This window comes from Thalassotalea sp. HSM 43, from assembly GCF_004752005.1.
Lineage (GTDB): Bacteria > Pseudomonadota > Gammaproteobacteria > Enterobacterales > Alteromonadaceae > Thalassotalea_A.
The window spans coordinates 2,362,907-2,377,138 of the sequence record NZ_CP038493.1 but is presented as its reverse complement, the minus strand read 5'-3'; the positions used below and the strand labels follow the sequence as shown (position 1 = coordinate 2,377,138).

Below are 14,232 nucleotides of genomic sequence, written 5' to 3'. Positions count from 1 at the left end.
GTTAGGCAATTTTTTAATGCCGGCTTAGGCGCACATCAATAGCAAATTATTATGAGTAGAATAACTGTTAGTACCCTGCAAAAAATGAAGCAGGATGGTGAAAAAATTTCCACGATTACGGCCTACGATGCCAGCTTCAGTCATTTATTTGATGAAGCAGGAATACACGCCATGCTCATTGGCGACTCGCTTGGCATGGTATTGCAGGGCAAATCAGATACCCTACCTGTGACCATTGAAGAGATCAGCTATCATACCGAATGCGTTCGTGCCGGTGCGACCAAAGCGCTGATTCTTGCCGATTTACCTTTTATGACCTACGCCACGCCAGAGCAAACCTATGAGAATGCGGCTAAATTGATGCGTGCCGGTGCCAACATGGTTAAATTAGAAGGCGGCGCATGGTTGGTTGAGACCATAAAAGGCCTAGTAGAGCGCAGCGTCCCTGTCTGTGGCCACCTTGGTTTGACACCACAGTCTGTTAACGTCTTTGGCGGTTTCAAAGTGCAAGGTCGTGACAATGAAAAAGCCATGCAAATGATTGAGGATGCTAAGCAACTCGAAGCGGCTGGCATTCAATTGTTGGTACTCGAATGCATCCCTGTAGAATTAGCAAAAGCCATTACTGATGCATTAACAATCCCTGTTATTGGTATTGGCGCCGGCAATGTTACCGATGGTCAAATATTGGTAATGCATGACGCGTTTGGCATCTCTGTTGGCAAAATACCAAAGTTTTCCCGTAACTTCTTAGCGGACGCTGGTGATATACGCGCCGCGGTCGCTTTATATAAATCAGAAGTCGAAAGCGGCAACTTCCCTGGCCCAGAACACTGTTTTAATTAGGAGTTGTGATGCAGACCGTTTGTAACATAGAACAGCTGCGAACAGTTGTTAATGACTGGCGTCAACAAGGCTTGCGCGTTGGCTTTGTGCCAACCATGGGTAACCTTCATGCGGGTCATATCTCCTTGATTGAAGAAGCGCATAAGCACGCCGATAAAATCGTCGCCAGCATTTTTGTCAATCCAATGCAGTTCGGAGCCAATGAAGATATTGGTAACTACCCAAGAACTCTTAGCGATGACCAAGAAAAGTTAGCTGCTGCTAATTGTGACTTACTGTTCACGCCAACACCGGAAATCATTTACCCAAAAGGATTGGAAAATCAGACCTTTGTTGAGGTTCCAGATGTCTCTGTTGGCTACTGTGGAGAGTCTCGTCCAGGTCATTTTCGCGGTGTTGCTACCGTGGTCTGCAAGTTATTTAATCTGGTGCAGCCAGACATTGCATGTTTTGGTTTAAAGGATTACCAGCAGATTCAAGTTATTAAAACCATGGTTGAAGACTTATCCATGCCTATTGATGTCATTGCTGTCGAGACCAAGCGCGAAGCATCAGGTCTGGCGATGAGTTCGCGTAATAACTATTTGAATGACGCAGAAAAAGCCACTGCGGTAAATCTGTCGCAAACTATGCGATGGTTAGCATCGCAGCTTGCCAGTCATAACGATTATGACAAATTACTGCAACAAGCTCGCGCTAAAATTGACGCCAGCGGTATGAAAACCGATTACATACATATTGCTCACGCCCGCACCTTAGAGCCGGCAACGCAGAACGATAAATCGTTAGTAATTTTGGCGGCGGCACATTGCGGCAAGGCTCGACTTATCGATAACCTGCAAGTCGAGTTAGATTAGTGCTAAGTGCTAAGTGCTAAGTGCTATAAAAGTATAAAGAAAATAAAAAAAGGAGGTCAATTGACCTCCTTTTTTGTATCCATAGCAAACACTTAATTGGCTCGAATGGTGTCAATGATTTGAGGCAAGTATTGCAAGCTGCTGGCAGCAATTTGTTTCTGCTCTCCAAGCACATCTTTTAATATTTGTTCGGTCGTTAATGGGTTGGCCAATACCACGCGAAATACTAAGGTTTTGCGGCCATTATATTTGGCAACTTCAATACGCGTACGTGACACAAACGACTTACCGTCTTCGCGTTGACGCTTTTGAATAAACTTAGTGAGCTTATCTAACAGCGAATTAATATCCAAAGATTGCTGTGCATTGGCAGTTTGTAAGAATGATTGCACCGCCTGCGGTGCATATCGATAGGTAAGTAAACAAAGCTCCGGCTCAGAAATAAGCTCAAAATCACTGTCTTGATCAATTAACTGGGCAAAGTATTTGGCTTTTTCAATACTCTGATTGATCAATAACTCATAGCCAGGACGAGAGATTATATGCAAACTTGCGTATACCATCATCGCCATACCAGGACGCGAACCTTCCAAGGTGTGTGAGCCTAAATCCTTTGAGCCTTTACGCAGTATGTATTCTGCATGGTGCTCAATCGACGCCACAGCCGCGGGGTTTTTAAAGACCACTAGACCTGCGCCCATTGGCACATACATTTGCTTATGAGCATCTATGGTGACTGAGTCCGCCAGTTCAATACCTTTCAATACATCGCGATACTTATTCGAGAGAAGTGTCGCGCCCCCCCATGCGGCATCGACATGAAAATGGCAATTGTATTGCTCGGCAATGGCTGCCATTTCAGTCAGGGGATCAACGTTACCGGTTTCAGTTGTGCCAGCAACACCAACCAAACACATCACTTTGATTTTTTGGCTTTCCAATTCTGCACAGGTTCGTTGCAGCTGTTCAATATCAATTCTATTGTGCTCATCAGTCGCTACCGAAATAACCGACTCACGACCAATACCAAGAATATCCGCGGCTTTCTTTAATGAGTAATGGCCACGCTCGGATACCAATATTGCCACACCTTGGTAACCATAATGTTGCAACGCCTTATGCAAACCTTGTTGTGCTACACCTTTAAACTCGCCATCAGCCTTAAGTAAGTTATTACGAGCAACCCATAAAGCGGTGATATTGGCGACGGTTCCACCAGAGCAAAATGCCCCAAGAGAATGCCCTGCACTGTGCATAAATTCTTGATAGAAATCATCTTGCTCGTTATAAACCAGTCGATGCAACATACCAAGCACTTGACGCTCTAATGGCGTAAACGCTTTCGACGTTTCAATTTTTACTAGGTTTTGATTTAAACCTGTCATCAACTTAGTTAACGGCAGCAAAAAGTACGGTAGCGCTGAGGTCATATGACCAATAAAGCTTGGTGATGAGGTATGCACTGATTGTGATATCAGTTTATCCAATAGATGATGGGTATGGTCCGAAACATACTGCGGCTGCTCGGGTATCTGAGATTGGGCGAAATCTTTTTCAATTTCCGTTAATGGCTTATCAGTGGCAACAATAGATTTAGCCAAAAAGCCATTAAGGTTTTGCGAAATCTCCGCTTCGATTCGACCTAACGTAGAATCGGGAGCCTCCGGTATTGTAAATATTTGATGCAGTGATTCAGGGGTTGCCTGAGCCGCCCGTTTGTTTCTAGTCATAACCCAGTTCAGCAATATATTTTATGCTGTTTATTAAATTGGCAGTTTTGTTACGCGGACTTTAATAAAAATTTCGCCAAATGTCTTGTAACTTTTATCGAGAATGTTGCTTTTTGCCCAAAAAAACAAACGAAACAGGACTTTTTGTCGGTCATTCTTCCTTGTTTGAAACCGCATCGCCGTCTGAAGACACTTCCTCGTCCTTAGGTTTGTCATCAACCCAGTGTAATACATCCTTGATTATTGACCAGCGCGGTTTCTTAGGTACGGCGTTCTCACCCAATATCCAATAAGAGTATAGTTTCTCAACATAGCCAGAAGAGTCTTGAATGGCTAACCAACTATTCAAAAAGGTTAATAATGGCAAGTTTTCAAGTGCAACCGCATATGCTGCTGGGAATGACTTTATGTTGTCATGATTATATACAGTGGTGTAATTAGGATAAATCATAGTCCAGGTTTTACCTGCTTCAAGGCTGATGATTAAACCATCCCAGGTTTTACCATTATCGCGGAAAAACTGACGATCACTGTCGATGATTTCGATGCTTACATTCGGGTATTGGGTTTCTAACATGGGAATAATAGAATACTCACCGACGGCAGCAAGACGCAGTTTACCTGCTTTTCGAACCTTATCTGGCGTATCAAACTCATCGGCACGATGGTCTTTTACCACCACAGAATAGTGCAAGGTCAATACTTTGTTGGTGTAATTAGCTCGGCCGATTCGGTTGGTTGTCATTTGTAAGCCGGATACCGCGATATCAAATTGACCGCGATTCATCGCCCTAATAGCATTGATGTCATTATAGGGAATCAATACTAAGGTGACTTCCAACTCAGAAGCCAACTTTTCCATCATCTCAATGTCAAAACCGACTAACTGACCTTGGCTGTTATAGAATGAAAATGGCATTTGTTTAGGGTTATAGCCAACCCGTAATTCACCACTTCTCTTAATGTCTTCGATACCGCGTAACGGTTGAGGCTCAGCTAAATCATCAATCTCAGTTTTGGCCGCAATGTCTTCAGGTAATTCTTCAGCCTGCTTCATTTGCTTGACCACATCATCCATCACATATTCGGTATTGATAAAACTTTTCAGCAAAATGCCTGAGCCAAACAGCAATCCGGCAAACACGACTGGCGTTAACGCGCTATAAATTACCAATCGTTTGACGCTTAACTTAGCCAAACCAGCCAGCATCGCGGTACCACCTACAGCCAAAATGAATATGTTCATGGCGGCTAACAAGGATGTAAAGCGACTGGTAAATAAACTTGAAACCATATAAAGCTGGAATAAATCTGATGGCAACTCCATAGAATCAAGCAGCATAGGAACCGTTAGATAAACGCTACCAAACAAACTGATCAAGCCATTAATTGCCATCGGTATGTAGGTGATAAAATCGATGTCGCCGCCAGCAAACCAAGCGGCAAATAAAACAAAGACTATGGTTAATAGTTTACCGAGATTCGGGAAGCTGAAGACCACAGGAATAATGATATTGGCGTAATCATCGGTACTCTCATCGCCAATATTGTATTTATGGAATAATTCTTTGGTGCGCTCTATTAACAACGGCAAGACAATAAAAATGTTACCCGCGGCGAACGCAGTAATCATTGCGTCTTTGGCAATACCCGATATATCTCGATAAGAAAAAGGGGTAAAGCTCGCCACTAATGCCGGTAAGATCCAGTAGGTTAATATTAGGGTGAGAATAACATGGGCGACAAAATAGACCTGTAGCTTTTGGAATTCTTCCAAATCCATCGTTCCTGCCGTGGCGGCGGTCATCGCAAAAATACCCAGAGGCATCAACTTGACGATGTACTGCGTTACCTTATTAAACGCTTCGCCAAGCAACTGCAATGGCGCAAGCAGTGGCTCTTTATTATCAATCGATATCAACGCGATACCGGTTGCCACACAAAATAATACGATAGCAGGTATATAACTGTTCGATAGAGAGAAAAACGGATTTGCCGGAATATACAAATCAAGTAAGTCGACCTCTTCTGGATCGCTTAACACAGCAAGGCTAAAAAAGTCACCGGCTTGCCACTCTGGGAATGTCCATTTAATGGTGTAAATGGTTAGGATACCTAAGCCCCAAATAATCAACATCAGCTTACCGACGTTGATACCAAGGGACCTAGCCTGATGATATGACAGTTTACCAAGGCTGGAGATGAGTGAAACGATGATGTAAGGGATGATTGTCATCTGCAGTAGTTTGATAAACGCATCACCAATGATCGCCATCCACGCGATCATTTCACCAAAAAACAAACCAAATACGATTCCAATCGCAAATGACAGCAATACTACGGTCGACATACTCATTTTTTTGTTATTATTTTGGGTTTCGCTCATAGAGATTTTTTATCCTTCTCTAGGGTCAATATAGACTTTCTGTGCTCGAGCAATGCTGCCTGATAGCAACTTAAATATTGCTCGACTTTGGCATCCCAACTGAATTTTTGCATGGCACGAGCACGCCCATTTTGGCCCATACGATGTTGTAGTTTATCGTTACTCATGATGTCGATGACAAAGCCTGCCATTGAGACGACATCATCAGGGTCCGCCAAATAACCTGTCTCGCCATGTATCGCGACTTCCGGTATACCGTCAACATTACTGGAAACGGTCGGTACAGCGCTTGCCATGGCCTCTAATACGACCATAGAGAACGATTCATGATAGCTGGGTTGAATCACACAATCAGCGTTGGGCAATAAGCTCTCCACATGGGTAATGTTGCCCATAAAATTGATCTTATCGATAATCCCCAAATCTGAAGCCATCTCCTTCATTGCGTCAATATCTGGGCCACTGCCAAGCAGTACCAAGCGACTTTTGATTTTACTTTGCACCAAGTGAAAGGCGGCAATAACCGCTTTGGTATTTTTCACCTCGCGGAAATTGGAAATATGCATGAGGATTTTTTCGTCTGGTTCAGCCAATGTTTGGCGCACTGCCGAACTTTTTTTATGCGGTGTGAAAACATCCATATCGATAAAGTTATTTATGACATCAATGTGATTGGTAATATTAAAATTCGCATGGATATAATCGCGTTGAAATTTGGATACGGTGGTGACCTTAGTGCTCTTGTTAATGCTAAATTCATTTAACGGATACAGAGGACGGTCTTGACCAACAACAGTGACATCGGTGCCGTGAATCGTGGTGATGGTAGCAAATTTATATTGCGAGATTTCTTCAGCTAAGAAACAACATAATGAATGGGGAATAGAGTAATGTGCGTGCACTACATCGAGATGATGCTTTTGTGCGACTTCAACAATTTTTGCCGTCAAAGCAAAGGTATACAAAGGGTGCTCGAACAGGGGATAGTTGATTTCTTCAACCAAGTGCAGATGAATGTTAGGCTCGAGCTTATCGAGCTTAAACGGTCGTTCACGACATATAAAATGTATGTCATGACCTTTTCGTGCCAAACCAATACCCAACTGAGTTGCGATCAACCCAGAGCCACCAATACTGGGATGGCAAACTATTCCAATTCGCATAATAACCCATCACCCTTTTTTATTTATATATAGAGCGGCGACGATCGTCGACTACTCATTTAAAAAAGTATAATTGGTTATTTCAATTTAGCCTGTTTTCTTCAATATTTTCTTAGGCTTGCAGCGTTATATCAAGTTTGTAACAGGTTTGCTCACTGGCTTTATATTTGGCTTCAAAAGGGGTTAGAGGTTGCTCATCATTGACAGTAGAGAGTGCACCGCTATAGCCCGCGATGGCTGCAGCCTGTTGAAACTCCTCCAAATAGAGGCGCCAATTACTGCGTAAATGCAACGTTTTACCGACTTTAATGATATAAGGAAACACCGCACTGCCGTGCCATCGTCTTTGCAAATGCTTGGCTTTAGGCCATGGATTAGGGTACAAAATATAATGCTTGTCTACAGGCCACTTAGCCTCTACCAATAAGCGATAAAAGTCGTTTAAGTCGGCTCGAACTAGGATATAGTTTTCCGCTTGCCATATATCTTCAACATTACGATTAATACGATTGTCTGACTTATCAACGCCTATGACTAATGCTGTCGGGTTTTGTTTGGCCAGAATACGCGTGCTTTGACCAACACCACAGCAGGCATCAAGAATGACTGGACCGCCATGGTTTTGCACTTTTTCATCGACCAGAGCAAACGCCGCTCGGGTATGATCAGCAATAGGTTTTTTAAACTCGTGCCTGAGGTGCTTTTCGACAACCTCAGTAAGGCTTTCATGAATACCCGGTTGATTGGTAATGATTTGTTTCGAATCGCCAAAAGACATTAGCTGCGTAAACCTATTCCTTTACTGATTAAATACATGGCCACAGAGTATAGCACGAGCAAAAATGCGCCGATGACTGAAAACGCCACGGTTAGGCTGACATCACTGATACCAAGAAAGCCATATCGAAAAGCATTGACCATATAAACGATTGGGTTGATTTGTGACACACCTTGCCAAAAATCAGGCAGCAAGGAAATCGAATAAAATACCCCGCCCAAATAGGTTAATGGCGTTAAGATAAAGGTTGGAATAATAGAGATATCATCAAAACTACCGGCAAATATCGCATTGATTAAGCCACCTAGAGCAAATACCGCAGACGTTAGCATCACGGTGATAATTACCACGGCTATGTTATGAATCTGGATATCAGTAAACAACATGGCAATACAGGTAACAATCAAGCCAACCAGAATGCCGCGACACATACCGCCACCAACATAACCGGCAACAATAACCCAATTTGGAACTGGTGCGACGAGCATTTCTTCAACGTTTCGTTGCCATTTAGCACTAAAAAACGACGAGGCGACATTGGAATAAGAGTTGGTGATTACCGACATCATGATCAAGCCAGGCACAATAAATGCCATGTAGTCAAAGCCATCCATTTGGCCAATACGTGAGCCAATTAGTGAGCCAAAGATAACAAAATATAAACTGATGGTAATCGCTGGCGGCACCAAGGTTTGTACCCAAATACGGGTAAAGCGGTGCACTTCCTTATGTAAAATACTGCTTAATGCAACTCGATTTTGATACCGTATCATGATTCTTCCTCCGCCTGATTAGCGACCAGAGTGACAAACAACTCTTCTAAACGGTTTGCTTTATTGCGCATACTCTTCACCTCTATACCTTGCTCGGATAGCTGGCTAAAGACTGGGTTAATGGCCTTGGACTTATCGACATCGACTTCCAATGTATGTTCATCGATTTGTCGAAACTCATAGCCTTGCAAACTTGGCGGCGTGGTCATATCTGATGTATCGAGAACAAAGGTTTCTACATGCAATTTTGATAGTAGGCTTTTCATCGATGTGTTTTCAACGATACGACCTTTATCGATAATGGCGATATTACGACAAAGCATTTCAGCTTCTTCTAAATAATGGGTGGTCAGAATTATGGTGATACCTTGGCCATTCAGTTCACGCAGATAAGTCCACATATGACGACGTAATTCGATATCAACACCCGCTGTTGGCTCATCGAGAATCAACATTTTAGGCTCATGCATCAGTGCTCTAGCAATCATCAAACGACGTTTCATACCACCAGATAAATTGCGTGATGGCTGATCTTTTTTATCCCAAAGGTCTAATTGCTTAAGATACTTTTCAGCTCTAAGCGTTGCTTCTTTTCGAGCAACACCATAATAACCGGCTTGATTAACCAATATCTTCATTGGCGCTTCAAACTGATTAAAATTAAATTCTTGTGGCACTAAGCCGAGAAAGCTTTTCGCCAAATCCAACTGCTGATCAATATTATGACCAAATACTTCAATATCGCCTTCAGTTTTGTTTACCAAAGACGTCACCACACCTATGGTGGTCGACTTACCAGCACCATTTGGCCCTAGCAATGCAAAGAAGTCACCTTGTTGAACTTGCAAATCAAGCCCTTTTACCGCTTCAAAGCCGCCTTTGTAGACTTTCCTTAAACCAGTAATTTTTAATGCAGGGGTCATAATACGTTCCTATGTCCTAGTTGCCTCATAGATATGGGCGATATCCTATTATTCAAGCTAGGCTAACAGTTTATTGACATTTACCGATGATATTTCTTTATAATTGTCGGTAATGAATATTGATAAACAACATCTAAAAAATAAAATCATCAGCCAGCTTGAGGTGGAATTGCAAAATGCGATGGCCTCTGCCGATAGCGCCAGAAAAGAAGCAACCGATGATCAAAGTGTCGCTGAGACCCAATATGATACCTTAGGTCTAGAAGCATCCTATTTGGCGCATGGTCAAAGTGAACGCGCTGCGCAACTGATAGAGCAAATACAAGCATATAAAGCGTTGGAGTTTCGACAATTCGATGAAGACGACGCCATAGCCATCAGCGCGGTCATTCAATTGCAATCATTAGATGCAATGGCTACACAACATTATTTTATTGGCCCATTTGCTGGTGGTATGCAAATTAACGTTCGCGATATCACAATCACTGTCATCACCCCAAATGCACCACTTGCTCGTGAACTAATTGGATTATACCAAGACGATGAATTTACCTGGCCAAGCGATAGCGGTCATAAACGGGTGATCAGTGGCTTAATTTAGCACCGTCTTTAACTGTTCCATATCGATGACTTTGTCATCCACTTTAACGTATGCGACAGAGTCGGTAAAAACAATGCTTGATTCGATAACACCGGGCATGTTCGCCAGACGATTAGCCAGTTGTTGGGCATGACTTTCATCGGTTAAGTTGATATTAAAACTTAAGCTTTTAGATTTGACGATGGGCTTCATTCCTAATGCTAACAAGAACCACACAATCATCAGCAATGCCGATACCAGAAACACTTGCGAATTGCCCCATAGCTGGGTAATTACGCCACCTAAAGCACCACCGCAAAACGCACCAAAGAATTGACTGCTTGAAAAAATGCCCATTGCTGAGCCTTTTTGACCGGCGGGAGCGATTCGCGATAAGTTCGCTGGCATGGTTGCCTCAAGATAGTTAAAGGCAACAAAAAACAATACCACTAAGATGACAATAAGAGTGAAATCAGTACTTGCTTGCCACAAGGTAAGCAAGGTTGCGGTCATCAATAAAATAGCGCCACAAAAAGCCAGCTTCTCTTTATTCTTCTTTATCGCAATAATCATTACCGGCACCATTAACGCGAATGACACCAGCAATGCAGGTAAGTACAAGCGCCAGTGATCTGAGATGGCAAAACCTACTTCGGTCAATTGCACCGGTAATACAACGAACATTGCCGTTAACGCCATATGCAAAATAAATACACCGAGATTAAGGCGCATTAACTGCGAATCTTTAAGCATGCTTAGCAGCGCTGTAGGTGCCGCGACTAAATCGCCTTTAGGTGCTGTGGTGACCGCATTTGGCACCACGAACAAAACCAGTGCCATGCCAAACACAGCAAAAATCGCGGTTAGATAAAATAGTCCGGCAAGACCGTAGTCTTTCGCGACCACTGGCCCCAACACCATTGCAATGGCGAAGGATAAGCCAATAAACATACCAATGGTTGCCATCACTTTAGGGCGTTGCTCTTCACGAGACAGGTCGGCTGCCAGTGCTAATGTTGCGCTGGCAATTGCGCCCATACCCTGTAACGCACGACCAAATACGACACCATAAACCGACTCAGATTGAGCCGCAACGATGCTGCCGATACAAAACAACACCAAGCCGCCCAAAATGACTGGCTTGCGTCCAAACTTGTCGGACAATATTCCCATCGGAATCTGTAACAGAGCTTGGGTAAATCCATAAGCACCAATGGCAAGACCAAGCCATAAAGGGCTATAGCCTTCAAGTTCGACACCGTATATCGCAAATACTGGCAAGATCATAAAGAGACCGATCATGCGCATGCCAAATACTGCAGCTAACGAAAGCGATGCTTTTTTTTCAATGCTGTTTAAAGCGCTTGTACTCATGAATTTATTGATTATGAATTAAGATTATTAGGCCGCGAATTTTAACACGAAGTTACTGGCAAGATAAATGCAAATGCCATTATTAGCTAAGTGTCGTCAAATGTTGCTGCAATTTCTCGCGAATATCATCAGCAATAGGTTCGGATGTTTGGCTTTGGTAGTTAAAGTTAACCATGATTGCTCGTCCATCGGCGCACTTTTTTTGATTTTGATAAAGCTCGTGATAGACAGTAAATGACGCATTACCTATTTTCTCTATGGACGTTCTTACTTCAATGTCCTGTCCATAATAAATCTGAGCGAGAAAGTTCACTTCGATCTTAGCTAGGATTAGCGGCCATTTTGTAATGTCTAAACTTGGGGTAAATAACTTAAATATCGGTGTTCTGGCGTTTTCAAACCAGACCGGTAGCTTAGCATTATTAATGTGGCCAAGCGCATCAGTATCGCTAAAACCAGGTGCAACCGAGTAATGAAACATAGAAAGACTACCAATTTTTATTAAAACAACTTAATCTATCCACAATTTATTCCTTTGCGCAGCGATAAGCAATATAACTGATGACAGATTTTATCGAAGTTTACGACAACGCCCTGCCAAAACAGTTTTGTCAGGATTTTATTAAACAATTCAATAGTAGCCCGCATAAGGTCTCCGGCCGCACGGGTGGTGGTGTCGATAGCAGTAAAAAAATTAGCGAAGACATTTACTTAAACGAGCACCCAGAATTCCAAGCCTCGTTAAATACCATATTGCAAGCAACCACCCAGTCGATTGCTGACTATGTTAGTAAATACTACTTCAGCTTGATCAGTGGTATCAGCATTACCTTAAAACACCCGGTAAGCGGTGAGCCGACAAAATTGACTCATGAAAACTTTGATGAGGTTGGCCGCCCTAACGCAATGAACTTGCTGCGCTACTTATACCGCTTAGCCCCAGTTAATGCCCAGAAGTATCAAAAAGGCCTAGGCAATTACAGTTACTGGCACTCAGAAATCTACCCTCAGCCTAACGGCAATGAACCATTGCACCGAGTACTACTGTTTCTTATCTATTTAAACGATATCGATGAAGGTGGTGAGACGGACTTTTTCTATCAAGACAAAAGCATTAAACCCAAAGCAGGTAGTATTGTTATAGCGCCTTGTGGTTTTACTCACACCCACCGAGGCAATGTACCTGTCTCAGATGATAAATACGTTTTAACATCGTGGGTTATGTTTAATCGCGCCGAACAAATTTATACCGGCTAATAATACCTTAATACGAAAAAAGCCAACAAATGTTGGCTTTTTTTAGCGCTGAAATTTACAGAAAGCGTTTAAGTACGCGATCAAACTGCGTCAATTTAATACGCCGCATTAGCTCTCTTGGTTTGTCAGGATAATCGTTAATAGATTCAATATCTTCCATTGAATTAACTCTTTTCGTGTTAGCCATGATCATATCGCGCTCACGATGCCATTGAGATTGCAATTGCTGGCTCTGATCACTGACCAACAAACCATTTTCGAGGTCTAAGCTCCATGCTCGAGGGTTTAAGTTGCTGCCGGTAATAAGGTGATAAGTATCGTCGGCAACAATACCTTTAAGATGATAGCTATTATCACCGTCTTTCCATAAATGAATATTTAATTGGCCACTATCGACAAAGCTTTGATAGCGTTTGATAAAGTTTCGCAACAAAGTCTCATAGATATAAGGCACGATACAGATAGTTGAAAACTGTTCTTGATCTGCAATATAAAAATCGTTTGCGGTTTTATCACCGACGACGATGGTCACTTTGACGCCTTTTTTCAGCGCTTTACGAAGATCAGCGGTTAATGGCTTAGGGAAATTAAAATACGGTGTGAAAATAACAAGCTCGCGCTTTGCAATGCGAAATACTTTACGAGCAGTTGTATTAAGCTTATTTGCTCTAGGACCTAACCCTAACAATGGCATCACACTTAAATCTGTGGCTGCTGTCGTTGCCGAGGTTACTTGATACCCACTACCGCGTAATAACGCTTTTAAACGCTTTACGATGCCTTTGACCGCCTTTTTACCAGGCACTTTGTCGGCATTTAACTTAGGCGCTAAGTCACTGTTAACGAAACTGATGTTTAAGAAGCGAACAAAACTGTCGGCTAGATTAGCGTTATAAAATAAGTGGTATCTGTCACAACGATATTTATCACCTTGGTGTAAATAAATATTATTGATGCTTGCGCCAGTAAACAACAAGGTATCATCAATAACAAACCCTTTTAAATGCAGTACGCCTAAGAATTCGCGCTGCTTAACTGGCACACCATATATATTAATCTTATGCTCATATTGCGCAGACATGTCCAAATATAATTGGCGATTACCTAACGATTCGGCTTCACCTATTAAGCCTCGCTGAGCACGATGAAAGTCAACAAAGATATTTACATCTAATTGCGGATTGGCTTGCTTGGCATCAAAGATAGCGGTAAGAACTTCACGACCAGCTTCATCATCTTGCAGGTAAAGAGCCGTAATATAAATACGCGATTTAGCCGCAGCTATCAGCTCTAAAAGTCGCTGATGGTACTCACGGGCAGAGTATAAAAACTCTACCTGTTCTGATGCTAAAGGTATGGTGTCTTGAACCGACAGCCCTTGATTACGGGAAAATATCATTGATTAAGGAATTATATAATTTTTACCTGATTATAAACGGATTTTTGCAACGAACAATAAAAAAGCCCGCTTTTGCGGGCTTTTTTCAAAATTAAAAGATTTGTTATAGCAAACATGCTTCACATCTGATGATGATGTCGAATTAGAGCTTAGCAATAAGGTACGG

Annotated in this window: 13 protein-coding genes; 4 read left to right on the top strand and 9 right to left on the bottom strand. The window is 42.5% G+C overall.

The annotated features are described in order from the left end of the window. Positions 1-51 precede the first annotated feature (51 nt). Entirely contained in the window at positions 52-846 is a 795-nt protein-coding gene (gene panB / locus E2K93_RS10200; protein WP_135438995.1) for a 3-methyl-2-oxobutanoate hydroxymethyltransferase, read from the top strand. A gap of 8 nt (positions 847-854) precedes the next feature. Next, positions 855-1,703: a pantoate--beta-alanine ligase gene (gene panC, locus E2K93_RS10195; protein WP_135438994.1), complete on the top strand. Its 849-nt coding sequence runs from the start codon at positions 855-857 to the stop codon at positions 1,701-1,703. A 92-nt stretch (positions 1,704-1,795) separates the two neighbouring features. Here panC and panP read toward each other — a convergent pair whose 3' ends face one another. The 6 genes from panP to E2K93_RS10165 form a co-directional block, all read right to left on the bottom strand. Continuing rightward, positions 1,796-3,433 (bottom strand): pyridoxal-dependent aspartate 1-decarboxylase PanP, encoded by a 1,638-nt coding sequence (gene panP, locus E2K93_RS10190; protein ID WP_135438993.1) that lies wholly within the window; start codon positions 3,431-3,433, stop codon positions 1,796-1,798. Positions 3,434-3,584: 151 nt separating this feature from the next. Then, complete coding sequence (locus E2K93_RS10185; RefSeq protein WP_135438992.1) at positions 3,585-5,819, bottom strand: cation:dicarboxylate symporter family transporter; 2,235 nt, start codon at positions 5,817-5,819, stop codon at positions 3,585-3,587. Continuing rightward, entirely contained in the window at positions 5,816-6,982 is a 1,167-nt protein-coding gene (gene bshA / locus E2K93_RS10180) for an N-acetyl-alpha-D-glucosaminyl L-malate synthase BshA (protein ID WP_135438991.1), read from the bottom strand. The genes E2K93_RS10185 and bshA overlap by 4 nt, the downstream gene beginning before the upstream one ends. Before the next feature lie 112 nt (positions 6,983-7,094). Beyond that, entirely contained in the window at positions 7,095-7,760 is a 666-nt protein-coding gene (gene trmB, locus E2K93_RS10175; protein ID WP_135438990.1) for a tRNA (guanine(46)-N(7))-methyltransferase TrmB, read from the bottom strand. After that, positions 7,760-8,533 (bottom strand): ABC transporter permease, encoded by a 774-nt coding sequence (locus E2K93_RS10170; RefSeq protein ID WP_135438989.1) that lies wholly within the window; start codon positions 8,531-8,533, stop codon positions 7,760-7,762. The genes trmB and E2K93_RS10170 overlap by 1 nt, the downstream gene beginning before the upstream one ends. Then, positions 8,530-9,456: an ABC transporter ATP-binding protein gene (locus tag E2K93_RS10165; protein WP_135438988.1), complete on the bottom strand. Its 927-nt coding sequence runs from the start codon at positions 9,454-9,456 to the stop codon at positions 8,530-8,532. The genes E2K93_RS10170 and E2K93_RS10165 overlap by 4 nt, the downstream gene beginning before the upstream one ends. A 112-nt stretch (positions 9,457-9,568) precedes the next feature. Between E2K93_RS10165 and E2K93_RS10160 the strand changes: the two genes are divergently transcribed. Next, entirely contained in the window at positions 9,569-10,057 is a 489-nt protein-coding gene (locus E2K93_RS10160; protein ID WP_135438987.1) for a transcription elongation factor GreAB, read from the top strand. Here the strand turns inward: E2K93_RS10160 and E2K93_RS10155 are convergent. Together E2K93_RS10155 and E2K93_RS10150 are read right to left on the bottom strand one after the other, a co-directional pair. After that, positions 10,049-11,410 carry an MFS transporter gene (locus E2K93_RS10155; protein ID WP_135438986.1) on the bottom strand — a complete coding sequence of 454 codons (1,362 nt, stop codon included), beginning with the start codon at positions 11,408-11,410 and terminating at the stop codon, positions 10,049-10,051. The genes E2K93_RS10160 and E2K93_RS10155 overlap by 9 nt on opposite strands. 82 nt (positions 11,411-11,492) lie before the next feature. Then, positions 11,493-11,891: an acyl-CoA thioesterase gene (locus E2K93_RS10150; RefSeq protein WP_135438985.1), complete on the bottom strand. Its 399-nt coding sequence runs from the start codon at positions 11,889-11,891 to the stop codon at positions 11,493-11,495. An 80-nt stretch (positions 11,892-11,971) separates the two neighbouring features. Between E2K93_RS10150 and E2K93_RS10145 the strand changes: the two genes are divergently transcribed. Then, positions 11,972-12,667, top strand: coding sequence for a 2OG-Fe(II) oxygenase (locus E2K93_RS10145; protein WP_135438984.1), 696 nt, complete (start codon positions 11,972-11,974; stop codon positions 12,665-12,667). A 55-nt stretch (positions 12,668-12,722) separates the two neighbouring features. Here E2K93_RS10145 and pssA read toward each other — a convergent pair whose 3' ends face one another. Further along, positions 12,723-14,066 (bottom strand): CDP-diacylglycerol--serine O-phosphatidyltransferase, encoded by a 1,344-nt coding sequence (pssA, locus tag E2K93_RS10140; protein WP_135438983.1) that lies wholly within the window; start codon positions 14,064-14,066, stop codon positions 12,723-12,725. Between the last annotated feature and the right edge of the window lie 166 nt (positions 14,067-14,232).

What these genes read in the sequence shown, in the direction of transcription:
- E2K93_RS10150 (WP_135438985.1), bottom strand. Translation starts at nt 11,891, where the DNA reads ATGTTTCATTACTCGGTTGCACCTGGTTTTAGCGATACTGATGCGCTT.
- E2K93_RS10160 (WP_135438987.1), top strand. Translation starts at nt 9,569, where the DNA reads ATGAATATTGATAAACAACATCTAAAAAATAAAATCATCAGCCAGCTT.
- E2K93_RS10170 (WP_135438989.1), bottom strand. Translation starts at nt 8,533, where the DNA reads ATGATACGGTATCAAAATCGAGTTGCATTAAGCAGTATTTTACATAAG.
- panP (WP_135438993.1), bottom strand. Translation starts at nt 3,433, where the DNA reads ATGACTAGAAACAAACGGGCGGCTCAGGCAACCCCTGAATCACTGCAT.
- pssA (WP_135438983.1), bottom strand. Translation starts at nt 14,066, where the DNA reads ATGATATTTTCCCGTAATCAAGGGCTGTCGGTTCAAGACACCATACCT.
- bshA (WP_135438991.1), bottom strand. Translation starts at nt 6,982, where the DNA reads ATGCGAATTGGAATAGTTTGCCATCCCAGTATTGGTGGCTCTGGGTTG.
- E2K93_RS10165 (WP_135438988.1), bottom strand. Translation starts at nt 9,456, where the DNA reads ATGACCCCTGCATTAAAAATTACTGGTTTAAGGAAAGTCTACAAAGGC.
- panB (WP_135438995.1), top strand. Translation starts at nt 52, where the DNA reads ATGAGTAGAATAACTGTTAGTACCCTGCAAAAAATGAAGCAGGATGGT.
- E2K93_RS10145 (WP_135438984.1), top strand. Translation starts at nt 11,972, where the DNA reads ATGACAGATTTTATCGAAGTTTACGACAACGCCCTGCCAAAACAGTTT.
- E2K93_RS10185 (WP_135438992.1), bottom strand. Translation starts at nt 5,819, where the DNA reads ATGAGCGAAACCCAAAATAATAACAAAAAAATGAGTATGTCGACCGTA.
- trmB (WP_135438990.1), bottom strand. Translation starts at nt 7,760, where the DNA reads ATGTCTTTTGGCGATTCGAAACAAATCATTACCAATCAACCGGGTATT.
- E2K93_RS10155 (WP_135438986.1), bottom strand. Translation starts at nt 11,410, where the DNA reads ATGAGTACAAGCGCTTTAAACAGCATTGAAAAAAAAGCATCGCTTTCG.
- panC (WP_135438994.1), top strand. Translation starts at nt 855, where the DNA reads ATGCAGACCGTTTGTAACATAGAACAGCTGCGAACAGTTGTTAATGAC.